18 protein-coding genes are annotated in these 24092 nt (G+C 70.7%); 9 read left to right on the top strand and 9 right to left on the bottom strand.

Annotation, left to right across the window (positions count from 1 at the left end; genetic code table 11):
* The first annotated feature begins 453 nt into the window (after positions 1–453).
* Positions 454–846 (top strand): hypothetical protein, encoded by a 393-nt coding sequence (locus AC1DYN_RS07020; protein ID WP_477958406.1) that lies wholly within the window; start codon positions 454–456, stop codon positions 844–846.
* Between the two features lie 153 nt (positions 847–999).
* On the opposite strand, the gene AC1DYN_RS07015 is transcribed toward AC1DYN_RS07020, so the two are convergent.
* The 7 genes from AC1DYN_RS07015 to glpD all read right to left on the bottom strand — a co-directional run bounded on the left by AC1DYN_RS07015 (position 1000) and on the right by glpD (position 8832).
* On the bottom strand, positions 1000–2733 hold the full coding sequence (locus AC1DYN_RS07015) for an ABC transporter substrate-binding protein (protein ID WP_477958405.1): 1734 nt from the start codon (positions 2731–2733) through the stop codon (positions 1000–1002).
* Between the two features lie 88 nt (positions 2734–2821).
* Positions 2822–3130: a DUF2160 domain-containing protein gene (locus tag AC1DYN_RS07010; protein ID WP_477958404.1), complete on the bottom strand. Its 309-nt coding sequence runs from the start codon at positions 3128–3130 to the stop codon at positions 2822–2824.
* Between the two features lie 10 nt (positions 3131–3140).
* Positions 3141–3953 (bottom strand): carbohydrate ABC transporter permease, encoded by an 813-nt coding sequence (locus AC1DYN_RS07005; RefSeq protein WP_477958403.1) that lies wholly within the window; start codon positions 3951–3953, stop codon positions 3141–3143.
* Positions 3946–4836 (bottom strand): carbohydrate ABC transporter permease, encoded by an 891-nt coding sequence (locus AC1DYN_RS07000; protein WP_477958402.1) that lies wholly within the window; start codon positions 4834–4836, stop codon positions 3946–3948. Before AC1DYN_RS07000 ends, AC1DYN_RS07005 begins: the two co-directional genes overlap by 8 nt.
* The gene (locus AC1DYN_RS06995) at positions 4833–5945 is read right to left on the bottom strand and encodes an ABC transporter ATP-binding protein (RefSeq protein WP_477958401.1); all 1113 of its coding nucleotides are present in this window, start codon (positions 5943–5945) and stop codon (positions 4833–4835) included. The genes AC1DYN_RS07000 and AC1DYN_RS06995 overlap by 4 nt, the downstream gene beginning before the upstream one ends.
* A gap of 200 nt (positions 5946–6145) precedes the next feature.
* Positions 6146–7216, bottom strand: a complete 1071-nt coding sequence (locus AC1DYN_RS06990; protein WP_477958400.1) for an ABC transporter ATP-binding protein — start codon at positions 7214–7216, stop codon at positions 6146–6148.
* Positions 7207–8832: a glycerol-3-phosphate dehydrogenase gene (gene glpD / locus AC1DYN_RS06985; RefSeq protein WP_477958399.1), complete on the bottom strand. Its 1626-nt coding sequence runs from the start codon at positions 8830–8832 to the stop codon at positions 7207–7209. The genes AC1DYN_RS06990 and glpD overlap by 10 nt, the downstream gene beginning before the upstream one ends.
* A 141-nt stretch (positions 8833–8973) precedes the next feature.
* Between glpD and AC1DYN_RS06980 the strand changes: the two genes are divergently transcribed.
* Together AC1DYN_RS06980 and glpK are read left to right on the top strand one after the other, a co-directional pair.
* Positions 8974–9738, top strand: coding sequence for a DeoR/GlpR family DNA-binding transcription regulator (locus AC1DYN_RS06980; protein ID WP_477958398.1), 765 nt, complete (start codon positions 8974–8976; stop codon positions 9736–9738).
* Between the two features lie 7 nt (positions 9739–9745).
* Positions 9746–11248: a glycerol kinase GlpK gene (gene glpK, locus AC1DYN_RS06975; protein WP_477958397.1), complete on the top strand. Its 1503-nt coding sequence runs from the start codon at positions 9746–9748 to the stop codon at positions 11246–11248.
* A 27-nt stretch (positions 11249–11275) separates the two neighbouring features.
* Here glpK and AC1DYN_RS06970 read toward each other — a convergent pair whose 3' ends face one another.
* Positions 11276–13111, bottom strand: a complete 1836-nt coding sequence (locus AC1DYN_RS06970; RefSeq protein ID WP_477958396.1) for a sensor histidine kinase — start codon at positions 13109–13111, stop codon at positions 11276–11278.
* A gap of 174 nt (positions 13112–13285) precedes the next feature.
* Here AC1DYN_RS06970 and AC1DYN_RS06965 point away from each other — a divergent pair, with 174 nt between their 5' ends.
* The 6 genes from AC1DYN_RS06965 to AC1DYN_RS06940 all read left to right on the top strand — a co-directional run bounded on the left by AC1DYN_RS06965 (position 13286) and on the right by AC1DYN_RS06940 (position 21415).
* The gene (locus AC1DYN_RS06965; protein WP_477958395.1) at positions 13286–13888 is read left to right on the top strand and encodes a TetR/AcrR family transcriptional regulator; all 603 of its coding nucleotides are present in this window, start codon (positions 13286–13288) and stop codon (positions 13886–13888) included.
* Between the two features lie 272 nt (positions 13889–14160).
* Positions 14161–15036: an alpha/beta hydrolase gene (locus AC1DYN_RS06960; protein ID WP_477958394.1), complete on the top strand. Its 876-nt coding sequence runs from the start codon at positions 14161–14163 to the stop codon at positions 15034–15036.
* 277 nt (positions 15037–15313) lie between these two features.
* Entirely contained in the window at positions 15314–15550 is a 237-nt protein-coding gene (locus tag AC1DYN_RS06955; protein ID WP_477958393.1) for a hypothetical protein, read from the top strand.
* A gap of 415 nt (positions 15551–15965) precedes the next feature.
* A complete protein-coding gene (locus tag AC1DYN_RS06950; RefSeq protein ID WP_477958392.1) occupies positions 15966–17249 on the top strand; it encodes a solute carrier family 23 protein in 1284 nt (427 codons plus the stop codon).
* Between the two features lie 87 nt (positions 17250–17336).
* Entirely contained in the window at positions 17337–19349 is a 2013-nt protein-coding gene (locus AC1DYN_RS06945) for a GGDEF domain-containing protein (RefSeq protein WP_477958391.1), read from the top strand.
* Positions 19346–21415: a GGDEF domain-containing protein gene (locus AC1DYN_RS06940; protein WP_477958390.1), complete on the top strand. Its 2070-nt coding sequence runs from the start codon at positions 19346–19348 to the stop codon at positions 21413–21415. Before AC1DYN_RS06945 ends, AC1DYN_RS06940 begins: the two co-directional genes overlap by 4 nt.
* Positions 21416–21470: 55 nt before the next feature.
* Here the strand turns inward: AC1DYN_RS06940 and AC1DYN_RS06935 are convergent, their stop codons facing one another.
* Positions 21471–23969: a PAS domain S-box protein gene (locus tag AC1DYN_RS06935; RefSeq protein WP_477958389.1), complete on the bottom strand. Its 2499-nt coding sequence runs from the start codon at positions 23967–23969 to the stop codon at positions 21471–21473.
* Positions 23970–24092: the final 123 nt, after the last annotated feature.

Below are 24092 nucleotides of genomic sequence, written 5' to 3'. Positions count from 1 at the left end.
CCACCCGCCCCGGCCCCGCGGCGCGAAGCGGCCCCGCGTGCCGAGCCGCCGGTGCCGCCGAAGGTCGAGGTGAGGACAATGCCGGCCCCGGTGCCCCTGGCGCCACGCATCGAGCGCCCTGCGCCGCGACCCGAGCCTGTGCCGGCACCCGTCGAAGCGGCGGCCTCGGCGGTGACGGAGCCCGCGCCGGTCGCGGCCCGGCCGGCTCCGCCGGTCGCCGCGCCTGAACCTGCGGTGCCCGTTCCGCTGCCCACGCCGCCGGCACCGGCAGCGCCTCCGGTGGCCATTCCGGAGCCTGTCCCCGTGCCGGTGCCGGTGCCTGCGGCTCCACCCGCACCGCCTGCGCCGCTGCCCGAACCGGTCCCCGTGCCGCCTCCGCCGGCCCCCGTTCCCGCACCGGTCCCTGCCCCGTCGCCCGTCCCGACCCCCGCGCCCACACCCGGTCCCGAGCCGGTGCTGACGCCCCGTCCCGTACCGCCCGCCGCGACACGCCAGGTCAGCCCGGGCGATGCGGGCGAGCCGACACGGGCGCCATCGCGCGGCCCGGTGATCGGCCTCGACGGCACCCCAGGCCCCGATCCCGCCGCGCCGGCCGGCCCGGCCAACGGCGAGCCGAAACTGAACCTGAACCTCCCCGGCAGCCGCAGCAACCGCAGCGCGCTGGGCGGCTCGGCCCCCGGCGTGTTGCCGCTGCTGCCGCCGCCGCCCGAGCGCAAGGCCAAGGTCACCGAAGAACTCGACAAGGCCGGGCGGGCCGACTGCCGCACGGCTTACAGCAACATGGGACTGTTGGGTGCCATCCCCCTGGCCGTCGATGCGGTCAAGGGCAGCGGCTGCAAGTGGTAGTCAGGCCTGGATTCATGTTTCGATGCCTCACAAGATTGCCAAAATGGCGGTATTTGCCCAATTTATAAGCGGGCTCCAGACAAAAAAAGGCCCCGCACAAGGCGGGGCCAGCTGACGGAGTCCAGACGTTCTACAGCTTCGAGGGCCGGGCGCTCAGCGCACCTTGCCGGCCTTCCACGCGTTCAGCAGCGTGTCGTAGGCGATCGTCTCGCCCTTCGGCTTCTCGTTCGCGAGCTTCTTCCACGGAGCGCCCTTGTCGCTCAGCCACTTGGCCGGGTCGCCCTTGGCATTGAGCTTGGGCGCGCAGCGGGCCATGCCGGCACGCTCCAGGCGGCCCATCACCTGGTCCATCTCCTCGGCCAGGTTGTCCATCGCCTGCTGCGGCGTCTTCTCGCCGGTGACGGCGACGGCCACGTTCTTCCACCACAGCTGCGCGAGCTTCGGGTAGTCGGGCACGTTGGTGCCGGTCGGCGTCCAGGCCACGCGCGCCGGGCTGCGGTAGAACTCGATCAGGCCGCCGTACTTGGCCGCGTTCTGCGTGAAGTAGTCGCTGCGGATGTCGCTGTCGCGGATGAAGGTCAGCCCGGTGATCGACTTCTTCAGCGACACCGTCTTGCTGGTCACGAACTGCGCATACAGCCAGGCCGTCGCCACCTTGTTCGCGTCATGGTCCTTGAAGAAGGTCCACGAGCCCACGTCCTGGTAGCCGTTCTGCATGCCCTGCTTCCAGTACGGGCCGTTCGGGCCGGGCGCCATGCGCCACTTCGGCGTGCCGTCGGCATTCACCACCGGCAGGCCCGGCTTGGTCATGTCGGCGGTGAACGCGGTGTACCAGAAGATCTGCTGCGCGATCTGGCCTTGCGCCGGCACCGGGCCGGCTTCGCCGAAGGTCATGCCCGTGGCTTCCTTCGGCGCGTACTTCTTCATCCAGTCGACGTACTTCGTCAGCGCATACACCGCCGCCGGCGAATTGGTGGCCCCGCCGCGCGACACCGAGGCGCCCTGCGGCGTGCAGCCGTCGGCCGACGCGCGGATGCCCCATTCGTCCACCGGCATGCCGTTCGGGATGCCGATGTCGGCCGTGCCGGCCATCGACAGCCACGCATCGGTGAAGCGCCAGCCGAGCGACGGATCCTTCTTGCCGTAGTCCATGTGGCCGTAGATCGGCTTGCCGTCGATGGTCTTCACGTCGTTGCTGAAGAACTCGGCGATGTCCTCATAGGCGCTCCAGTTCAGCGGCACGCCCAGGTCATAGCCGTACTTCGCCTTGAACTTGTCCTTCAGGTCCTGGCGCGCGAACAGGTCGGCGCGGAACCAGTACAGGTTGGCGAACTGCTGGTCGGGCAGCTGGTACAGCTTCTTGTCCGGCGCGGTCGTGAAGCTGGTGCCGATGAAGTCCTTCAGGTCCAGTCCGGGGTTGGTGTACTCCTTGCCGGTGCCGCTCATGTAGTCGGTCAGCGACATGATCTTGCCGTAGCGGTAGTGCGTTCCGATCAGGTCCGAATCGGAGATCCAGCCGTCGTAGATGCTCTTGCCCGATTGCATCGAGGTCTGCAGCTTCTCGACGACGTCGCCCTCCTGGATGATGTCGTGCTTCACCTTGATGCCGGTGATCTCCTCGAAGGCCTTGGTCAGCGTCTTCGATTCGTACTCGTGCGTCGTGATGGTCTCGGACACCACCGAGATCTCCTTGACGCCCTTGGCCTGCAGCTTCTTCGCCGCATCGATGAACCACTTCATCTCGGCCGCCTGCTGGTCCTTGCTCAGCGTGGACGGCTGGAACTCGGCGTCGATCCATTTCTTGGCCTCGGCCTCGCCGGCCCACGCGCCGTGGCCCAGGGCCAGCGCGGCAGCGGCAAAGGCCACGGCATTCAAGCGCAATTTCATGTCTGTCTCCTCTGGTACTTCCCGGGGTTCACTCGCGACGCGCCGGCTGGGAAGAATCACCGGCGGTCTTTTCAGAATCGGGCGGGCCTCAGCCCTTGCGCATCACCAGCGCCAGCAGCAGCATCGAGACGACGAAGCTGATCCAGATCGACGGCTCCTCGGCCAGGCCGAACCAGCCCACCATCTTCTCGCTCAGCGAGACGAAGGCCAGGTTGACCCAGGCCGCGCCGAGCAGGCCGATGAACAGGCGGTCGCCGCGCGTCGTCGCGATCGGCAGGAAGCCGCGGCGCAGCGTGGTCGGCGACTTCAGCTCCCACAGCGTCATGCCGGCCAGCATCAGCACGATGCAAACGAAGAACACCGCCACCGGCAGCGTCCAGGCCATCCACTCGAACATGTGCGTCTCCTCAGACTCGACCCATCGCGAAACCCTTCGCGATGTAATGCCGCACGAACCAGATCACGATCGCGCCCGGCACGATGGTCAGCACGCCGGCCGCGGCCAGCACGCCCCAGTCCATGCCCGAGGCGCTGACCGTGCGCGTCATCACCGCGACGATCGGCTTCGCGTTCACGCTGGTCAGCGTGCGCGCCATCAGCAGCTCGACCCAGCTGAACATGAAGCAGAAGAACGCGGCGACGCCGACCCCGGCCTTGATCAGCGGGATGAAGATCGTCAGGAAGAAGCGCGGGAACGAGTAGCCGTCGATGTAGGCCGTCTCGTCGATCTCGCGCGGGATGCCGCTCATGAAGCCCTCGAGGATCCACACCGCCAGCGGCACGTTGAACAGCAGGTGCGCCAGCGCCACCGCGATGTGCGTGTCCATCATGCCGAGCGTCGTGTACAGCTGGAAGAACGGCAGCAGGAACACCGCCGGCGGCGTCATGCGGTTGGTCAGCAGCCAGAAGAACACGTGCTTGTCGCCGAGGAAGCTGTAGCGCGAGAACGCATACGCCGCCGGCAACGCCACCACCAGCGAGATCGCCGTGTTGATCGCCACGTAGATCATCGAGTTGATGTAGCCCGAGTACCACGACTCGTCGGTGAAGATGGTGTGGTAATGGGCCAGCGTGAAGTGCTGCGGCCACAGGCTGAAGGTGGACAGGATCTCCTCGTTCGTCTTGAACGACATGTTCACCATCCAGTACACCGGCAGGATCGCGAACAGCAGGTACAGCAGCAGGAACACCACCCGCTTCTTGAATCGGCGCTCATCCATGGGCGGCTCCCTCGGTCGTGGCGGCGTCCTGGCCCACCCGCTGCATCCAGTTGTAGAGGATGAAGCACAGCAGCAGGATGATCAGGAAGTAGATCAGCGAGAAGGCCGCGGCCGGGCCGAGGTCGAACTGGCCGACCGCCTTCTGCGTCAGGTACTGCGACAGGAAGGTCGTCGCATTGCCCGGCCCGCCGCCGGTCAGCACGAAGGGCTCGGTGTAGATCATGAAGCTGTCCATGAAGCGCAGCAGCACCGCGATCATCAGCACGCCGCGCAGCTTGGGCAGCTGGATGAAGCGGAACACCGCGAACTTGCTCGCGCCGTCGATGCGCGCGGCCTGGTAGTAGGCGTCCGGGATCGCGCGCAGCCCGGCAAAGCACAGCAGCGCGACCAGCGGCGTCCAGTGCCACACGTCCATCAGCAGCACGGTGAACCAGGCGTCGGTCGCGTTGCCGGTGTAGCTGTAGTCGATGCCCAGCTTCGCGAGCGCCGCGCCCATCAGGCCGATGTCGGTGCGGCCGTAGATCTGCCAGATCGTGCCGACCACGTTCCACGGGATCAGCAGCGAGATCGCCACCATCACCAGCACTGCCGACGAGCGCGCGCCCTTGGCCGGCATCGACAGCGCGAGACCGATGCCGAGCGGGATCTCGACCAGCAGCACCGCGAGCGAGAAGCCGATCTGGCGCAGCAGCGCGCCCTGCAGGTCTTCGTCGCGCATCACCGACTTGAACCATTCGGTGCCGACGAACACGCGGCGCTCGGGCGAGATGATGTCCTGCACCGAGTAGTTGACGACCGTCATCAGCGGCAGCACCGCCGAGAAGGCCACGCACAGCACGACCGGCAGGATCAGCAGCCAGGCCTTCTGGTTGACGGGCTTCATGCCGCCACCTCCTTGTTGTCGTTGTCGATCAGCACGTCGTCGCGGTAGAAGCAGGTGTGCGAGCCCAGCAGCGAGAGCCACACCGCATCGCCGACGCGCGGGATGCGCTGCTCGGGCGACAGCCGGGCCCGGATCAGCTGCTGGCCTTCGCCCTCGCCGACGCGCGCGGCCAGCAGCCAGTAGGTGCCGATGTCCTGCGCCTGCGTCACGGTGCCGGCGATGGCGCCGGGCGCCTGCGGCGCGGCCAGCGTCACGTACTCGGGCCGCACGCCGAGCGCGAAGCGACCTTCGCCGGCCAGCGGGTTGGCCGCCATCGGCAGCACCTGGCCGCAGACCTCGATGCCGGGGTCGGCCCAGCGCGCCGGCAGGAAGTTCATGCCCGGCGAGCCGATGAAGTGGCCGACGAAGCTGTGCTGCGGCCGCTCGAACAGCGCCGACGCGCTGCCCACCTGCACCGCGCGGCCGCGCGTCATCACCACCACCTGGTCGGCGAAGGTCAGCGCCTCGACCTGGTCGTGCGTCACGTAGACCAGGGTCAGCTTCAGCTCGTGGTGGATCTGCTTCAGCTTGCGCCGCAGCTGCCATTTCAGGTGCGGGTCGATCACCGTCAGCGGCTCGTCGAACAGCACCGCCGACACGTCCTCGCGCACCAGGCCGCGGCCGAGCGAGATCTTCTGCTTCGCGTCGGCCGCCAGCCCGGCGGCGCGGGTGTTCAGCTGGCCGCTCATCTCCAGCATCTCGGCGATCTGGCCGACGCGCTGGCGGATGCGCTCGGGCGCGACGCCGCGGTTGCGCAGCGGGAAGGCGAGGTTCTCGGCCACGGTCATGGTGTCGTAGATCACCGGGAACTGGAACACCTGCGCGATGTTGCGCTGCTGCGGTGTCTGGCCGGTGACGTCCCGGCCGCCGAACTTCACCGTGCCCTGCGACGGCGTGACGAGGCCCGAGATGATGTTCAGCAGCGTCGTCTTGCCGCAGCCCGACGGGCCGAGCAGCGCATACGCGCCACCGTCCTCGAAGCTCATCTTCAGCGGCAGCAGCGCGTAGTCTTCGTCGCGTTGCGGATTCGGCTTGTAGGCATGCGCCAGGTCGAGATCGATGCGTGCCATGGTTATTGGCCCCCCAGTCGCGGCGTTTGTGCGTCACGGGTCTGACGGTGGAAAAGAATGCGTTCGGACTGAGCTTGTCGAAGGCTTGGTGCCTGCGCACGGGACCTTCCGGTGTACTGCGGCGGCAACCCTTCGACGTGGGTCCTCGACAAGCTCGGCTCCTGCTCAGGGCGAACGGTTCGCAAGTGAGTCGGCACCATCTACACGCCCTCCCGCGTCGGGGCAACCAGCAGCCTGCCGGCCGAATCGAACACGTGCACCTGCGCCGCGTTCAGGTACAGCGTGACCGCCTCGCCGAGCGTGAACTGGTGGACGCCGGTCAGCTGCGCCACCAGTTCGCCGATCGGCGTGTCGACGTGCACGAAGGTGTCGGAGCCGGAGATCTCGGCCAGCTCGACCTTGCCCGGCAAGGCGACGTCGCCGTCGCGCTGGCGCACGCGCAGCGCGCTGGCGCGGATGCCGATCGTCAGCGCCGGCGTGCTGGCCGCCGGCAGCGGCACCGACAGGTGCACGCCGGCCTGCAGCGAGACGCCGATCGTCGCGTGGCTGCCCTCGACCAGGTTCATCGGCGGGTCGCTGAACGCCCGCGCGACGCGGATCGACTGCGGGCGGTGGAACACCTCGGCCGTCGGGCCGTACTGCAGCAGCTCACCGGCATCCATCACCGCCGTGTAGCCGCCCAGCAGCAAGGCCTCGGTCGGCTCGGTGGTGGCGTAGACGACGGTCGATTCACCGGCCGCGAACAGCTGCGTCAGCTCGTCGCGCAGTTCCTCGCGCAGCTTGTAGTCGAGGTTCACCAGCGGCTCGTCCAGCAGCATCAGCGGGGCCTTCTTGGCGAGGGCGCGTGCCAGCGCGACGCGCTGCTGCTGGCCGCCCGACAGCTCGGCCGGCAGGCGCTTCAGGAACGGCTCGATGTGCAGCCGCTTCGCCAGCTCGGCGACGCGCTCGGCGATGCCGGCCTCGCGGCGCAGCTTCAGCGGCGACGCGATGTTGTCGGCCACCGTCATCGACGGGTAGTTGATGAACTGCTGGTAGACCATCGCGACGTTGCGCTGGCGCACCGGAAGCCCGGTCACGTCCTGCCCGTCGGCGAGCACGCGGCCCTGCGTCGGCTGGTCGAGGCCGGCCATCACGCGCATCAGCGAGGTCTTGCCGGCCTGCGTGGCCCCCAGCAGCACGGTCACCGCGCGCGGCACCAGCGTCAGGTCCAGCGGGTACAGGTGGGTCGCCGCACCGACCTGCTTGCCGATGCGTTCCAGCGTCAATTCCATGAAGTCTCCGAAGGTCTCGTCGTCGTCGGCTCGGCCCCCGCGCCGGGCGCCGCCGCAAGGCGTGGCCAGTGCTGTTCGCACCAGGCGGCGACCTGCTCGCGCTGCGCCGGCGTCAGGTGCAGGCCGAGCTTGGTGCGGCGCCACAGCACGTCGTCCGCGCTGCGCGCCCACTCCTGCTGGTACAGGTGCGTGAGCTCGGCCTCGTGCAGGCCCGGCACCACCTCGGCGCCGATGCCGCGGGCCAGCAGCGGCTGCACGCGCGAGCCGTAGCAGCGCGCCAGCCGGTGGCGCAGGGCAGGGGACAGTTCCGGGTGGCGCAGCGCGAAGGCCTGCTCGAAGCGGGCGAAGTCGGTGTCGGGCCGCTGCGGTTCCCCGACCCACATGCCGAGGTCGCCGCCGGGCAGGAAAGCACCGGCCGTCCAGGCGCCGCGCGTGTTGCCGAGCGGCGCCGCCAGCAGGTCGGCGGCTTCCTCGGCGAGCTTGCGGAAGGTCGTGATCTTGCCGCCCCACACCGACAGCAGCGCGGCCTTCGAGGTGTCCAGCTCGAGCGAGTAGTCGCGCGTCACCGCCGACGGATCGCCCGATTCGTCGTCCAGCAGCGGGCGCACGCCCGAGTAGGTCCACACGACGTCGGCCGGCCGCACCGGCTTCTCGAAGTAGCGGCTCGCCTGCTCGCACAGGTAGGCGATCTCGCCGGCATCGATGCGCGCTTCGCCGATCGCGCCATGGTGCTCGACGTCGGTGGTGCCGATCAGCGTGAACGCACCGTCCTGGTACGGGATCGCGAAGATGATGCGGCGGTCCGGGTTCTGGAAGATGTAGGCGTGGTCGTGGTCGAACAGCTTCGGCACGACGATGTGGCTGCCCTTCACCAGGCGCAGCGACTTGGCGCGCGGCGCATGGGCCTGGTCGGCCAGGAACTGCGCGGCCCACGGCCCGGCGGCATTGACCAGCGCGCGTGCCGACAGCGCGTGCGTGCGGCCGTCGTCGGCCTGCAGCGTGACCTGCCAGCTCGCGTCGCCGCGCCGCGCATCGGCGCAGCGCCAGCGCGTCAGCACCGTCGCGCCGCGGTCGGCGGCGTCGCGCGCGTTCAGCACCACCAGCCGCGCGTCGTCGACCCAGCCGTCGGAATAGACGAAGCCGCGCGTGTACTGCGGCTTCAGCGGCTGGCCGGTCGGGTGCCCGCGCAGCGAGATCGTGCGCGAACCGGCCAGCACCTCGCGCCGGGCCAGGTGGTCGTACAGGAACAAGCCGGCGCGGATCATCCACACCGGCCGCATGCTGGCGTCGTGCGGCATCACGAAGCGCAGCGGCCACATGATGTGCGGCGCGCTCTTCAGCAGCACCTCGCGCTCGGCCAGCGCCTTGCGCACCAGCGAGAACTCGTAGTACTCCAGGTAGCGCAGCCCGCCGTGGATCAGCTTGGTCGAGGCCGACGAGGTGTGCTGCGCCAGGTCGTCCTTCTCGCACACCAGCACGCGCAGGCCGCGGCCGGCCAGGTCGCGCGCGATGCCGGCGCCATTGATGCCGCCGCCGACGACCAGCACGTCGACCTCGGCGGGCAACGCGGGCGAAGTCGGACGCGGCGGGACGCCGTTCGTCAAAGGCTGGTTCAAGAATCCGTCTCCTGTCGGCACTGCTGTTCGCTTGTTTTCGTTTCTGATCTTCTTTTTTCGTTTTATGCGAAAAACGAAAACGATGCAACCCAGGAAATCCTGCATCCGCTTTCGCTTGGGGTTTCGGTACCCTCCGCCGCCATGACCCCGAATCCGCGCCAATCGCTGCTGCTCGACGAGGTGCGTGCGCGCGGCACGGTGACGGTGGAGGCGCTGTCCGACCAGTTCGGCGTGACGCTGCAGACGGTGCGGCGCGACGTGAAGCTGTTGTCCGACGCCGGCTTGCTGGCGCGCTTCCATGGCGGCGTGCGGCTGCCGAGCTCGACCACCGAGAACATCGCCTACCGCCAGCGCCAGCAGCTCAACGACCAGGCCAAGCAGCGCATTGCGCGCAGCGTGGCGCAGGGGGTGCCCGAGGGCTGCTCGCTGATCCTGAACATCGGCACCACCACCGAGGCGATCGCGCGCGAGCTGGTGCGGCACAAGGGACTGCGCGTGATCACGAACAACCTGAACGTGGCGGCCATCCTGTCGGACAACCCGGACTGCGAGGTGATCGTCGCCGGCGGCGTGGTGCGCTCGCGCGACCGCGGCATCGTCGGCGAGGCGACGGTGGATTTCATCAAGCAGTTCAAGGTCGACATCGGGCTGATCGGCATCTCGGGCATCGAGAGCGACGGCACGCTGCGCGACTTCGACTTCCGCGAGGTGAAGGTGGCGCGCGCCATCATCGAGCAGTCGCGCCAGGTGTGGGTCGCGGCCGACCACAGCAAGTTCAACCGGCCGGCGATGGTGCAGGTGGCCGGCTTCGGCGAGGTCGACACGCTGTTCACCGACCAGGCGCCGCCGGAGCCTTTCCCTGCATTGCTCGCAGACGCTGGAGTGCAATGCGAAGTCGCTGCATGATCACCCGATGAGCACACCGACCCACCTGCTCGCCCTGGACCAGGGCACCTCCAGCTCGCGCAGCATCGTGTTCGATCGCGCCGGCAGCATCGTCGCGATGGCGCAACGCGAGTTCCGCCAGATCTACCCGCAGCCGGGCTGGGTCGAGCACGACCCGATGGAGATCTGGGCCACTCAGCTCGCGACCGCGAAGGAGGCGCTGGCCAAGGCCGGCCTCGCGGCACGCGACATCGCATCCATCGGCATCACCAACCAGCGCGAGACCACCGTGGTGTGGAACCGCAGGACCGGCCAGCCGCTGTACAACGCCATCGTCTGGCAGGACCGGCGCGCCGAGCCGACCTGCGCGGCGCTGCGCGAGCGCGGCCTGGAACCGACCTTCCGCGCGAAGACCGGGCTCATCATCGACGCCTATTTCTCGGGCACCAAGCTGAAGTGGATCCTCGACCACGTCGACGGTGCGCGGGCCGCGGCGGCGCGCGGCGAGCTCGCCTTCGGCACCGTCGACTCGTGGCTGATGTGGCACCTGACCGGCGGCGCGGTGCATGCCACCGACGTCAGCAATGCGTCGCGCACGCTGCTGCTGAACGTGCGGCGCAACGACTGGGACGACGAGCTGCTGCAGTTGCTGGACGTGCCGCGCGAGGTGCTGCCGCAGGTGCATGCGTCCAGCCACGTCTACGGGCACACGAAGGCCGAACTGCTGGGCGCGTCGCTGCCGATCGGCGGCGTCGCCGGCGACCAGCAGAGCGCGCTGTTCGGCCAGGCCTGCTTCCGCGCGGGCCTGGCGAAGAACACCTACGGCACCGGCTGCTTCATGCTGATGCACACCGGCACGCAGTTCCAGACCTCGACCAACGGCCTGATCACGACCAGCGCGGCGCAGCCGACCGCGCTGCCGGAGTTCGCGCTCGAAGGCAGCGTCTTCATCGGCGGGGCTGTCGTGCAGTGGCTGCGCGACGGGCTGAACGCGATCAAGGCGAGCGGCGAGGTGCAGGCGCTGGCCGAGAGCGTGCCCGATTCCGGCGGCGTGATGTTCGTGCCGGCCTTCACCGGCCTGGGTGCACCGTACTGGAAGGCCGATGCGCGCGGCGCGATCGTCGGGTTGACGCGCGGCACGACGGTGGCGCACATCGCGCGCGCCGCGCTGGAGAGCATCGCGTTCCAGAGCGCGGCGCTGCTGCAGGCGATGGGCCGCGACGCGGTCGCCGCGGGCGGGGCGCCGGTGAGCGAGCTGCGGGTCGACGGCGGGGCCTGCGTCAACGACCTGCTGATGCAGTTCCAGGCCGACCTGCTGGGGATCCCGGTGGTGCGGCCGAAGGTGATCGAGACGACGGCGCTCGGGGCGGCGTCGCTGGCCGGGCTGTCGTGCGGCGTGTTCACGGGCCTGGACGAGCTGGCGCGGCAGTGGCAGGTCGAACGCACGTTCCACCCGACGATGCCGCGCGAGCGCGCGCAGGCCTTGATGGGCGAGTGGGAGCGGGCAGTGCGGCAGACGGTGACTGCGTAGCGCGATCCCGGATTGGCATCCGGGGACTCATGCCACGCTGGCTTCGGCCTCGTGCACGCGCGCCAACGGCAGCGTCACGGTCACCCGCGTCCCGCTGCCCGGCACGCTGTCGACGCTCAACGTGCCTCCCATGCGCTTGAGCAGCTGCCGCGTGATCACCAGCCCGAGGCCGCTGCCCGGCACCGGCGTGTTCTGCGCCCCCAGGCGGTTGAACGGCTGGTACAGCTGCGCCAGCTGGCCGGCAGGGATGCCGACGCCGGTGTCGTGCACGGTCACCACCGCATGCTCGCCACTGCCTGCACAATGCACCCAGGCCCGTCCGCCCGGCCGGTTGTACTTCACCGCATTCGACAGCAGGTTGATGAACACCTGCTCGAGCCGCCGCGGATCGGCATGCACCGCCAGCGCCGGTGCGCCTTCGATCCTCAGGTCGACGTCGGCCGCCAGCGCCATCGGTTCGACCTGGCGCAGGCTGGCGCCCAGCACCGGTGCCAGCGCGATGTCGCGGCTCGACAGCGCGAGCGCACCGTCCTCGATGCTGGTCAGGTCGAGCAGGTCGTTGATCAGCTCCAGCAGGTGCTGGCCGCTGTCCAGCACATGCTGCAGCCGTGCCGCCTGCCGGCTCGTCAGCGGCTCGCGGCCATCGGTCTGCAGCAGCTGCGCAAAACCCAGCACCGCGTTCAACGGCGTGCGCAGCTCGTGGCTCACGCGCGACAAGAACTGCGTCTTCGCCTGGCTGGCGCGTTCGGCCGCGTCCTTGTCCAGGCGCAGCTGCTCGGCTTCGACGTCGTCGCTCACGTCCCACACCAGGCCGACCACGCGCCGCCCGCCCGGCTGCTCGCGACGCCGAGCATTCAGCTCCAGGTGCCGCACGCCGCCGCCCGGCTGCAGCACGCGGTAACGCTGCACCACCAGCTCGCCGGCCTGCGCCGCCCGCGCCAGCGCACTGCGCACCACCGGCTGGTCGTCGGGATGGACATGCTCGCGCGCCAGGCGCGCGCCATCCAGCGGGTCCGGTGTGTCGGGCAGGCCATGGTGCGCGGCCGCCTGCGCATCCAGCGTCACGCGGTCGTGGTCCACGTCCCAGTCGAACACGCCGATGTGGGCGCCTTCGGCCGCGGTGGCCAGCCGCTCGTTGCTCTCGAGCAGCGCCTGCTCGGCGCGGCGCTGTGCGCGGTACATGCGCATCGTCAGCGCGATGCCGACCGCCGCCAGCAGCGCCCCCAGCACGCCGGTCGCGAGCGTCACCAGGCGCCTGGACGTGCGCGACGCCTCGCCGAGCGACGCGGAAAAGCGCATCGCGAGCTCGGTGAGCCGGTCGCTGAGCCGAGGCAGGCTGGCCTGCAGCCGGCGCAGATCGGCCGACTGCGTGTCGCCGGCCTGGATGCGGGCATGCAACTCGACGCCCAGCGCGCTCAGTTCGGCCATGCGTGCATCGCCTTCGACCCAGTGGCGGATCGCCTCGGCCATGAAGTCGACGTCGCGGAAGCGCCGGTACAGCCGCACCATCGCCGCGATGTCGTCCGGGTGGTTGCCGCCCTGCAGGAAGCCGCGCTCGACGACCGCCATGTCCGGTTCGGCCTTGTCGAGTTCGAGGCGCGCAGCGCGGTCGCCCAGCGACACGGCCAACGCCTCGCGGTGCCGCCGGTAGTCGAGCTCGGAGTGCGATTCGGTGTAGCGGTAGAGGTGGTAGACCGCATCCTTCGCGCCCTTGGACCACTGGCTCTCGCCGCCCACGTAGGCCCGCGCGGCCGACAGCGTGTCGGCACTGAACGCGCTCAGCCCGCCGAGCAGCGCCACCACCCCCACCCACAGGCCCACCACCAGCCAGCGAAAGCGCGATCCGTTGTCCGGCTGCGTCATGCGTCTCCTCTCCCGCGGCCGCACCACCTCCGTGGTACGCCGTGCCCGCGGGTGTACCACGGCGCCGAGCCGGCTGTCGACACGCCGGCACGCTGCGCGTGGGGTGTGTCACGCCGGGCCGTCGGTCCCGACATCGCGGCTTGACACTTCGCACGATCGTGCTAAATTGAAGTGATGGAAACCAAGACGGAACGCAGCGGGCTGACGCTCGCCGCCATCCTCGACACCGCGCTCGGCATGGCCGCCTCCGACGGGCTGGACAGCCTGACGATCGGCGAGGTGGCCAAGCGCCTGGGGCTGTCGAAGAGCGGCGTGTTCTCGCGCGTCGGCTCGCGCGAGGCGCTGCAGATCGCCGTGATCGACGAGTACGACCGCCGTTTCCTGCAGGATGTGTTCGTGCCCGCGATGCGCGAGCCGCGCGGGCTGCCGCGGCTGAACGCGATCATGCGGCTGTGGCTGCAGCGCGCGCGCGACGTCGAGATCCGCACCGGCTGCCTCTACTGCGCCGGGGCCTTCGAGTTCGACGACCGCCAGGGCCCGCTGCGGGACCTGCTGCTCGACCACGTGATGCGCTGGCGCAGCGCGCTCAAGCGCACCGTCATCCAGGCCATCGACGCCGGCCACCTGCGGCCGGACACCGATGCCGACCAGCTCGTGTTCGAGATGGACGGCCTGTTCGTCGCGCTGATGCGCGAAGCCCGTTTCCTGCGCGACCCCCGCGCCGCGGACCGCTGCTGGTTCGCCTACGAACGCCTCATCGGCTCGGTGAAGTCATGAGGCCCCCCACTCGCTTCGCTCCTGCCCCCGAGGGGCGCCACCCGGCGGCCCGGCAAAGCCGGTTCCGCGGGTGTTGCTTGATCCCGCTATTCGGGGTTTTTCGACCATCAATTTCGCACGTGCGTGCGAAATCAAGGAGATTGCCATGCTGATGATTGCCTTGTCCGCCCTTGCCGTCGCTGCGCTGGCGCGCGGCGCCCTGTCGCTGTGGCGCGTGCTGTCCGCCGTGCCGCGCAGCAATGCCGATTTCGACTGCCTGTGAGACGACACCGATGAGCACCCCCAATCCCGCGACAGCCTTCTATGCCACCAGCCGCAGCGCCCGCTGGCTGGGTGCCGCGCTGCGCGGCGCCCAGGCGCTGTCGCCCGGGCTGGGCATGCGGTTCGCGCTGCGCCTGTTCTTCACGCCGCTGCCGCTGAAGCTGGCGGCGCGCCGCCGCGCGCTGCCGCCCGGTTGGCAGCTGGCGCACTGGCCGTTCGAGCAGGGGACGGTGGCGGTCTACCGCCGCGCCGACCTGCCGCCCGGGCTGCCCACCGTGCTGCTGGTCCACGGCTGGGCCGGCGACGCGATGCAGATGCGCCCGCTGGGCGACGCGCTGGCGGCGGCCGGCTTCGCGCCGGTGCTGCTGGACTTCCCGGCGCACGGCCGCAGCGCCRCCTGGCGCAGCACGCTGCCGCAGTTCGTGCGCGCGCTGTGGGCGGCGTCGGCCCGGCTCGGGCCACTGCACGCGGTGGTGGCGCATTCGCYGGGCGCGCTCGCCGCCTCGCATGCCGCCGCCAGCGGGTTGCCGGTGCAGCGGCTCGCACTGCTGGCACCACCGCCGCCGCCCGGCATCTTCCTGCACTGGTTCAGCGGCAGCTTCGGCCTCGGCAGCACGCTGGCCGAACGCATGCAGGCCGCCATCGAGCGCCGCGAAGGCGTGCCTCTGCACCAGTTCGAGCCGGCCTGGCTGGGCGAACGGCTGGCCCAGCCGACGCTGTTGGTGCACGACGAAGGCGACCGCGTCGCACCGCTGGCCGGCAGCCAGGCGCTGCTGCGGGCCCTGCGCGATGCGCGGCTCACCACCACCCAGGGCCTGGGCCACCGACGGGTGCTGTCGGATGGCGCGGCGATCGCCGCGGTCGTCGAGCACGTGCGTGCCAAATAGACGAGTGGCGCGGAAAGCGGGCCGAACGGCAGCCGGCGCACCTTGACGCCGGCCCGGCGGATCGACGATTCCGGTCAAGTCTGTAACAGCGGTCTTACCGTCTGGCCGAATTTCGGCCGGCGCGCACTTTGTCACACGGCATTTTTGGTCGTTGGACGGGCTGGCAGGCCCCCAACGGGGCTGGCATGGAAGCTGCGCATGAGTGCGTACAGACTGCCCGTCCGGTGACTCTCCCGCTCCATGCCGGCAGCAGCTCCAACACAAGGACGTCGTTGCCATGTCGCTGTTCCATCGTCGTACCCCTTCAGCCCGCCGGGCCCGCCCGGCGACCCCCAGCTGCCGCGGTGGCGCCTCGTCGCTGCTGCGCCTGGCCCAGCCCGCGGCCGGCCAGGGCGGCGGCAACGTGAGGCACTGGCTGGCCCGCGCCGCCACGGTGCTGTCGCCGGCGGCCGTCGAGATGGTCACGGTGCGTCCGAGCGAATTCGCGCCCAGCCAGTGGCTGGTCGGTCACTGAGGCGCACGGCCATGGCACCCCGCGCCGAACCCCGGGCCGCTCGTCCGTCGACGCTGCCCACCGTGACCCGCATCACGCCCGCGGCGGCTCCGTCCGACCGGTCGTTCAAGGTCCTGCAGTCCAGCCGCGCCCCGGCGCAGCTGTCGTTGTTCCCGCCGCCGGGCTCGTCCCGCGCGACGCGTTGATTTCCAGACGTATGTGACGTCCAAGGGGGAACGGGCACGCCGGGGTGGATGAGAGCGAGCCCCCGGCACCTGTCCCGTTTCCCCTCTTTTTTTCACATCCGTCGACACGTTCCACCGCCACCCGGGCAGCGCCGACCATCGGTGCCGGCCCGGGTGACTCGTTCCTGCCGCGCTCCTACACTGCCTCGCGCCCGTTCGCGGTGCAGAACAGAACAACACAGGAGCGAAACATGTCCCTTCCCACTTGGCGCGTGCGCAGCGCGCAACCCGGCGTCGTCGTGGCGCCCGATGAACGGCTGCCCTGGCCGCAGACCTTCGCGATGGGCGTCCAGCACGTGATCGCGATGTTCGGCGCCACCGTGCTGGCGCCGCTGCTGATGGGCTTCGACCCGAACGTCGCGATCCTGATGAGCGGCGTCGGCACGCTGGTCTTCTTCATCGTCGTCGGCGGCAAGGTGCCGAGCTACCTCGGCTCCAGCTTCGCGTTCATCGGCGTCGTGATCGCCGCCAGCGGCTACGCCGGGCAGGGGCCGAACGCGAACCTCGGCGCCGCGCTCGGCGGCATCGTCGTCTGCGGCGCCGTGGTGCTGCTGATCGGCCTGGTGGTCAGCGCCGCCGGCACCGCGTGGATCGAATCGCTGATGCCGCCGGTCGTCACCGGCGCGGTGGTGGCGGTGATCGGCCTGAACCTGGCCGGCGTGCCGATCAAGAACATGGCGCCCACGCCCTTCGACGCCTGGATGCAGGCCGTCACCTTCCTGTGCGTCGGCGCGGTCGCGGTGTACACCCGCGGCATGACGCAACGCCTGCTGATCCTGGTCGGCCTGCTGGTCGCCAGCGCGATCCATGCGCTGCTGGCCAACGGCGCCGGGCTGGGCAAGCCGATCGACCTCTCCGGCGTCGCGGCCGCCGCGTGGTTTGGGCTGCCGCACTTCGCGGCGCCGGTGTTCACGTCGGATGCGATGCTGCTGATCGCGCCGGTCGCGGTGATCCTGGTGGCCGAGAACCTGGGCCACCTGAAGGCGGTCGGCGCGATGACCGGCAAGCCGCTCGATGCGCTGATGGGCCGCGCCTTCATCGGCGACGGCCTCGCCACCATGGTCAGCGGCGCCAGCGGCGGCACCGGCGTCACCACCTACGCCGAGAACATCGGCGTGATGGCGGCGACGAAGATCTACTCGACCGCGATGTTCGTCGTCGCGGCGCTGATCGCCATCGTGCTCGGCTTCAGTCCCAAGTTCGGTGCACTGATCCAGGCCATCCCGCTGGCGGTGATGGGCGGCGTCAGCATCGTGGTGTTCGGGCTGATCGCGGTGGCCGGCGCCAAGATCTGGGTCGACAACCGGGTCGACTTCGGCGACAACACCAACCTGATCGTCGCGGCCGTCACGCTGATCCTCGGCACCGGCGACTACACGCTGAAGCTGGGCGGCCTCACGCTCGGCGGCATCGGCACCGCAACCTTCGGTGCGATCCTGCTGCACGCGCTGCTGCGCCGGCGGCCGACGGCCTGATCCGGGCGCTGCGCCGGGCTCGAGCGTGACATGCTGCCGGCGCCCGCACCGGCCTCAGGTCCGCCACTTGCTGGTCGATATCCACCGATGGGTCTGATTTCGCGTGCCGTGGCGGCACCTCTCCTCCACCTTGCCTGGGTCCTGCTGGCCGCGTTCGCGGCCGGCAGCGTGCAGGCGTCGGAGCTGACGCAGCGCCTGGCCGCGTTCGAATCGAGCGGGCGCAGCCGCCCATCCGACACCGCGCTGCAGGTGCAGGCACTGGTGCAGACGCTGCCCACCGGCAGCCGCGACTGGCTGGAAGCCATCACGGTGCAGGCCCTGCTGCACACCGAAGCCTCCGAGGTGGAGGCCGCCACCGCCATCGCGCGCCAGCTGCTGCAGCAGGGCGGTGCGCTGGCCGAGGCCAGTGCGCGCCTGGTGCAGGCCAGCATGGCGCTCAAGAGCGGCGACGCGCGCGAGGCCGACAAGCTGCTCGATGCCGCCGAGCTGCAGCTGCCGCGCGACCTGCCGGCGGCCAGCCGCGTGCGCTTCCTCGGCGCGCATGCCAAGGCCAAGGCGCGCGCCGGAAAGCTGGAGGACGCGGTGCGCCTGCACCTGCAGGAGATCGCGCTGTCCGACGAACTGGGCATCGCCTGGCGCCGCGCCGAGGCGCGCTCGCGCGCCGCCTATGCGCTCTACAAGGCCCAGCAGCCCGAGCGAGCGCGCAGCATCAACGCCGAGGCGCTGGCCATCGCGGGCGCCGCCGAAGACAAGGTCTCGCTGGCGCGGGTGCACAACATGCAGGGCATCCTGCTCGACGCACCGAGCGAGATGGCCGTCGAGCTGCGCTCGATGGAAGCCGCGATCACCTATGCGCACGAGGCCGGCGCCAAGCTGGACGAGGCGCTGATGCTGGCCAACATGTCCGACTTCTACCTGCAGCGCGCCGACTACCGCACCGCACTGCGCCGCGCCGAGGAGGCGCTGCCGCTGACGCGCGAGGTGCGCGACGTCAGCAGCGAGATCATCGCGCTGTGGAACATCGGCATCGCCCACATCGGGCTGCAGCACCTGGTCGAGGGCAAGCGCTACGTCGGGCTGGCGCTCGCGATGGCCGAGCACCGCGGCGACGCGCCGCTGGTGTCCGACGTGCTGCTCGAGCTCGGCACCGCGCTCGAGAAGGCCGGCGACCCTGCCGGCGCGATCCAGGCATTGCACCGGCACCGCGCCATCGCCGACAAGGTGCTGCAGCGCGACCAGCAGAAGGCCATCCTCGAGCTGCAGGAGCAGTTCGACAGCGAGCGCCGCAGCCGCGCGCTGGCGCTGCTGAACAGCGAGAACGCGATCAAGAGCGCGCAGCTGCAGCGGCGCGACCTGCAGCAGCGCCTGTGGTGGCTGCTGGCGGCCACCTTCGTGCTGTCGTTCGCGGTCGTGCTGCTGATGGCGCGCCGCGTGCGCCGCACCAACCAGGCGCTCGCGCACAGCAATGCGCAGCTGAAGGTGCAGAGCGAACGCGACCCGCTGACCGGCCTGGCGAACCGCCGCTTCTTCCAGGCCGCGATGAAGCAGATGTCGGTCGACGGCCAGCTCGCCGGAACCGTGTTCCTGCTCGACATCGACCACTTCAAGCGCATCAACGACCAGCACGGCCACGCGGCCGGCGACGCGGTGCTGGTGGCGATGGCGCAGCGCCTGAGCGACGTGCTGCGCGAGCCGGACCTGGTGGTGCGCTGGGGCGGCGAGGAATTCCTCGTCGTCGTGCAGTCGCTGTCGCGCGAGCAGGTGGATGCGCTGGCACAGCGCCTGCTCGACGCGGTCGGGCAGCTGCCGGTGCCGTGGCAGGGCCACGGGATCGCCGTCACCGGCTCGATCGGCTACGCCAGCTTCCCGATCGAACCGTCCGGGCTGGCGGTCGCTTGGGAGCCGGCCATCAACCTGGTGGACACCGCGCTGTACCTGGCCAAGGCGCACGGCCGCAACCGCGCCTACGGCGTCGGGCTGCTGCACGCGCAGACGGTGCAGGGGCTGCTGGCGATCACCGCGTCGCTCGAGAGTGCCTGGCGCGACGGCCAGGTGACGCTGACGCTGCTGCGCGGGCCGGTGCCGCAGGGCCACGAATGAAGCGCGCCGCCTGCGTCCTGCTGGGCGCGTGGGCGCTGGCCGGCGCCTGCGCCGCCACCGGTGCGATCGAGCAGGCCGACCGCCTGATACGCGACGGCTTCGACCGGCCGGAGCCGGCGCTGCAGGCGCTGCTGCGGCTGCAGCGCGAGCAGGAGAACGCGACGCCGCGCTCGCCGCTGATGGTGCGCCGCCTGCAGCTGTCGCGCGCCATCGTGCTGGCGCAGAACGGCCGCGTGGCCGAGGCCGGCATGCTGGCCGAAGAGCTGCGCGGCAGCGCCGGCAACGAGGCCGACGAGGCCGATGGCACGGCGCGCGCCAACCTGGTCCGCGCGCTGGTGGCCGAGAACAACGGCCAGCTCGACGTCGCCGCCGCGCTGGCCCAGGCGGCGCTGCCGGTGCTGCAGCACGGCTGCCCGGGGCTGGACGGCGTGCCCGCCTCGGCCGCGACGCCGCCCGGTTGCGACTACCGCGCCGCGTGGCGCGCGCTGCAGGTGCTGGAGCGGCATGCGCAAAGCCGCGGCCTGTTCGCCGACGCGACGCGCTACCTGCGCGACGCGGCCCAGCTGGCCGAGGCACAGCGCGACGGCTACCGGCAGGCGCTGGTGCTGGGCCTGCTGGCCCTCGACATCGCGCGCCAGGGCGACCTCGCCTCGGCGTTGCGCTCGCTGCAGCAGGCGCAGCGCGTCGCGGCGACGGTGGACGACCCCGAGCTGCAGGTGCGGCTGAAGCTCAACGAGGCCCGGCTGGCCGACCTGCGCGGCGAACCGCAGTTGTCGCTGCGCCTGGCCGAGAGCGCGCGGCCCATCGCGGCGCAGGCCGATTCGCCGCGCCTGGAATCGCTGCTGAACGCCAACCTGAGCGACCTGTACGCGCGCCAGAACCGCCCGGCCGACGCGCTGCGCGCGGCCGAAGCGGCGCTGCCGATCGTGCGCCGCCATGGCGATCAGCGCGCCGAGCGGGTGCTGATCAACAACGCCGGCCTCGCGAAGATCGGCCTCGGCCGCGTCGCCGAGGGCAAGCTCGACCTGGCGCACCTGCTGGAGCTGTGGCGGCAAAGCGGCGCATCGGGCAGCGAGGCGCAGTCGCTGCGCGAGTTCGGCGAGGCGCTGGCCGCGGCCGGCGATGCACGCGGCGCGCTGGAGCTGTTCCACCGCGAGCGCAAGCTCAGCGCCGAGGTGATGAAGGCCAACCGCAGCGCCGCGCTGAAAGACGTGCAGCAGCGCTACGACACCGAGAGCAAGCAGCGCGAGATCGAGCTCGTCAGCCGCGACAACGCGCTGAAGACCACGGCGCTGGCCAACCGCGAGCTGCAGCAGCGCGTGTGGGCGCTGATGGCGGCGGTGATGGCGTTGTCGGTGGGCGTGGCCGCGCTGCTGTACCGGCGCGTGCGCGAGATCAACCGCCGGCTGCAGGCCAGCCACGCCAGCCTGCGGCTGCAGAGCGAGCGCGATCCGCTGACCAACCTGGCCAACCGGCGCCAGTTCCAGGCGCTGATGGCGCAGGGCGCCGGCGACGGGCTGAACGGCGCGCTGCTGCTGGTCGACATCGATCACTTCAAGCACGTCAACGACGGCCATGGCCATTCGGTGGGTGACGCCGTGCTGGTCGAGGTGGCGCGGCGGCTGGCCGGCAGCGTGCGCGAGAACGACCTGGTGGTGCGCTGGGGCGGCGAGGAGTTCCTGATCCTCGCGCCCGGGATGAACGCCGAGCAGGCCGACCAGCTGGCGGCGCGCGTGCTCGACCAGATCGGCGGCCAGCCGGTGCCGACCGAACCGGGCGCGGCGCCGGGCGCCGGGCTGCGCATCACCGCGTCGGTCGGCTATGCGCGCTTCCCGCTGCCGCCCGGCGAGCTGCCGGTGCCGTGGGAGCAGGCGGTCAACCTGGCCGACATGGCGCTCTACACGGCGAAGGGCCAGGGCCGCAACCGCGCGATCGGCGTGGTCGGGGCCGAGCTGCGCAGCGCCGCCGAACTGAAGGCGATCGAGAACGACTTCGACCGCGCCTGGCGCGACGGCCGCGTGCGGCTGCACGAGCAGCCCGGGCCGCAGGGCGACCTGTTCTCGTAGCCCGGATGCCAATCCGGGTCGGCCGTGCCATGGCGATCCCGGATTGGCATCCGGGCTACGAGCCTCGCTGCTCGTCCAGGCAGCGCAGCAGCTGCGCGACGTTGACCGGCTTGGTCAGGTAGGCCACGAACCCTGCGGCGGTCGCGGCCTGCGCCTGCTCGGGCGTCGCGTCGGCCGACAGCGCCACGCGCGGGCAGGCGAGCGCCGGCTGCAGCTCGCGCGAGACGTCGATGCCGCTCATGTCGCCCAGGTGCATGTCGAGCAGCAGCAGGTCGGGCCGGTGCTGCAGCGCCATCTCGATCGCGGTGCGGCCATTCACCGCCACCAGCAGCCGGTAGTCCGGGCGCATCTTCATCACCTGGCGCACCAGCTCGACGTTCATCGGGTTGTCCTCGGCATACAGCACCGTGTAGGGCGCCACCGGCGCGGCCGGTGCCGCGAGCGGCGCAAAGCCCGAGTCTCCGCCGGCCGCCGGCACCCACGGCAGGCTGGCGGTGAACACGCTGCCGACGCCGGGCTCGCTCTCGACCGACAGCCGGCCGTTCATCAGCTGCACCAGGCGCTGCGTGATCACGAGGCCGATGCCGGTGCCCTCGACGCCGCTGCGCTCGGCGCCGAGCCGGTTGAAGGGCTCGAACAGGTGCGCCACCTGGGCTGGCGTCAGCCCGACGCCGGTGTCGCGCACCTGCAGGCGCACCAGCCCGACACCGGTGTCGACCGGCCAGCGCAGCGCCACCTGGCCGCCCCGGCGGTTGTACTTGATCGCGTTGCTGAGCAGGTTGACCAGCACCTGGCGCAAGCGCAGGTGGTCGGCCTGCACACAGCTGCGCGCATCGGCATCGGCGGTCGCATGGCGGTCGACCAGCAGCTGCACGCCGGCCTCGGCCGCGGCCGGCGCGACCATCGCGAGCGCCTCGTCGACCACCCGCTGCAGCACCACGGTGCCCGACAGCAGCGCGATGCCTCCGCTCTCGATGCGCGACAGGTCGAGCACGTCGTTGATCATCGCCAGCAGGTGCGTGCCGGCCTGCGTGATGTGCTGCACGCGCGCATGCTGGGCCGCGCTGAGCGGCTGCTGGCCGTCGAGCTCGAGCAGCTGCGCGAAGCCCAGCACCGCGTTCAGCGGCGTGCGCAGCTCGTGGCTCATGCGCGACAGGAACTCGGTCTTCGCGGCGTTCGCGCGCTGCGCCGACTCGGCCGCCAGCACCGCCTCCTCGATGCGCTTGCGCTCGGTGACGTCGATCATCAGCCCGCGCAGCAGGCGATGCCCGCCTTCGGGACGGAACACCGTGACCCAGCTGCTCATCCAGCGCACGCTGCGGTCGGCCGCGAAGAAGCGGTACTCGATCGCGCTGACCGAGCCGGTCAGCTGCGAATCGGCCACCTCGCGCAGCGCGCGGTCGCGGTCGTCGGGGTGCAGGTGCCGGGACCAGAAGCGCGGCTGCATCCAGTCGGCCAGCGGGTAGCCGAGCAGCTGCTTGGCCTTGTCGCTGACGAAGGTGAAGCTCTCGGTGCGCGGGTCGCCTTCCCAGAAGATGCCGTCGACCGAGTTCAACAGGTCGACGAAGCGCTGCCGGCTCGCGCGCAGCTCGGACTCGGCCTGCTTGTGCTCGGTGATGTCCTGCACCACGCCGATCAGGTAGTCGGGGTGGCCGTCGGGCTTGCGCACCAGGGTCACGTTGAGGGTGGCCCAGACGACGTGGCCGTCGGCATGCAGGTAGCGCTTGTCGGCGCGGTACTGCGCGATCTCGCCGGCCAGCAGCTGGCGGCGCCGGCGCCGCTCGGCGGCCAGGTCGTCGGGGTGCGTGACGTCCTCGGTGCTCAGGTGCAGCAGCTCGCTGCGCGTGCGGCCCAGCATGTCGGCCAGCTGCTGGTTGAGGAACAGCGGGAAGCCGTCGATGCCGATCTGCACGATGCCGGCACCGGCCATCTCGAGCACGGCGCGCAGCCGGGTCTCGCTGGCGCGCAGCGCGGCCTCGGCCTCGCGGCGCTCGCGGTCGTGGCGCACCGCGCCGAGGATGGCGCCGACGCTGGTGAACAGCGGTTGCAGCCGCTCCACGAAGGGCTGGTCGAAGCCGTCAGGGTGGTTGGCCAGGCCGACCATGCCGACCATCTCGCCGCCGTGGTACAGCGGCACGCCGAGGAACGAGCGCAGCGGCGGGTGGTGCGTCGGCAGGCCGCCGCGCCGCGGGTCGTTCAGCGGGTCGTTGCTGAGCACTGGCTGGCCGGTCAGGATGGCGGCACCGAACAGCGTGTGCATGTTGTGGAACTCGAGCGTGTGCTCGGGGCCGCCGTGCATGTGGCGTTCGTACATGCCGCGCGTCGCCTCGTCCCACGAGATGTCGGTCAGCACGTAGAAGCGCAGGTAGGGCGCGTCCTGCGCGTCGCGCAGCACCTCGGCGATGAAGCCGTAGCCGCAGGCGGTGCTGTCCAGCAGGTCGGTCAGCAGCGGCGCCAGCATCTCGCGCGGCGGCGCGGCGCGGATGTAGCGCGACTGCACCCGGGCGATGATGGCGGCGAGGTCGTCGGCAGGCGGTGACGGCAGGAAGGGCACGATCGTCGGTATCCGTGGGGCACGAGAGCGTGCAGTGCGGCGGGCGCGATCGGATCGTGTCACAGCGCCCCGGCGCTGAGAAGTGGGGGAAGAGGGGGGGCCGCCCGGCGCGCCGCTGCCGCA

This window comes from Rhizobacter sp. P2_D12, from assembly GCF_056404395.1.
The sequence above is the reverse complement of the archived record's forward strand: the minus strand, read 5'-3'. Positions and strand labels throughout refer to the sequence as shown.

What these genes read in the sequence shown, in the direction of transcription:
- AC1DYN_RS07015 (WP_477958405.1), bottom strand. Translation starts at nt 2,733, where the DNA reads ATGAAATTGCGCTTGAATGCCGTGGCCTTTGCCGCTGCCGCGCTGGCC.
- AC1DYN_RS07010 (WP_477958404.1), bottom strand. Translation starts at nt 3,130, where the DNA reads ATGTTCGAGTGGATGGCCTGGACGCTGCCGGTGGCGGTGTTCTTCGTT.
- AC1DYN_RS07005 (WP_477958403.1), bottom strand. Translation starts at nt 3,953, where the DNA reads ATGGATGAGCGCCGATTCAAGAAGCGGGTGGTGTTCCTGCTGCTGTAC.
- AC1DYN_RS07000 (WP_477958402.1), bottom strand. Translation starts at nt 4,836, where the DNA reads ATGAAGCCCGTCAACCAGAAGGCCTGGCTGCTGATCCTGCCGGTCGTG.
- AC1DYN_RS06995 (WP_477958401.1), bottom strand. Translation starts at nt 5,945, where the DNA reads ATGGCACGCATCGATCTCGACCTGGCGCATGCCTACAAGCCGAATCCG.
- AC1DYN_RS06990 (WP_477958400.1), bottom strand. Translation starts at nt 7,216, where the DNA reads ATGGAATTGACGCTGGAACGCATCGGCAAGCAGGTCGGTGCGGCGACC.
- AC1DYN_RS06980 (WP_477958398.1), top strand. Translation starts at nt 8,974, where the DNA reads ATGACCCCGAATCCGCGCCAATCGCTGCTGCTCGACGAGGTGCGTGCG.
- glpK (WP_477958397.1), top strand. Translation starts at nt 9,746, where the DNA reads ATGAGCACACCGACCCACCTGCTCGCCCTGGACCAGGGCACCTCCAGC.
- AC1DYN_RS06970 (WP_477958396.1), bottom strand. Translation starts at nt 13,111, where the DNA reads ATGACGCAGCCGGACAACGGATCGCGCTTTCGCTGGCTGGTGGTGGGC.
- AC1DYN_RS06965 (WP_477958395.1), top strand. Translation starts at nt 13,286, where the DNA reads ATGGAAACCAAGACGGAACGCAGCGGGCTGACGCTCGCCGCCATCCTC.
- AC1DYN_RS06955 (WP_477958393.1), top strand. Translation starts at nt 15,314, where the DNA reads ATGTCGCTGTTCCATCGTCGTACCCCTTCAGCCCGCCGGGCCCGCCCG.
- AC1DYN_RS06950 (WP_477958392.1), top strand. Translation starts at nt 15,966, where the DNA reads ATGTCCCTTCCCACTTGGCGCGTGCGCAGCGCGCAACCCGGCGTCGTC.
- AC1DYN_RS06945 (WP_477958391.1), top strand. Translation starts at nt 17,337, where the DNA reads ATGGGTCTGATTTCGCGTGCCGTGGCGGCACCTCTCCTCCACCTTGCC.
- AC1DYN_RS06940 (WP_477958390.1), top strand. Translation starts at nt 19,346, where the DNA reads ATGAAGCGCGCCGCCTGCGTCCTGCTGGGCGCGTGGGCGCTGGCCGGC.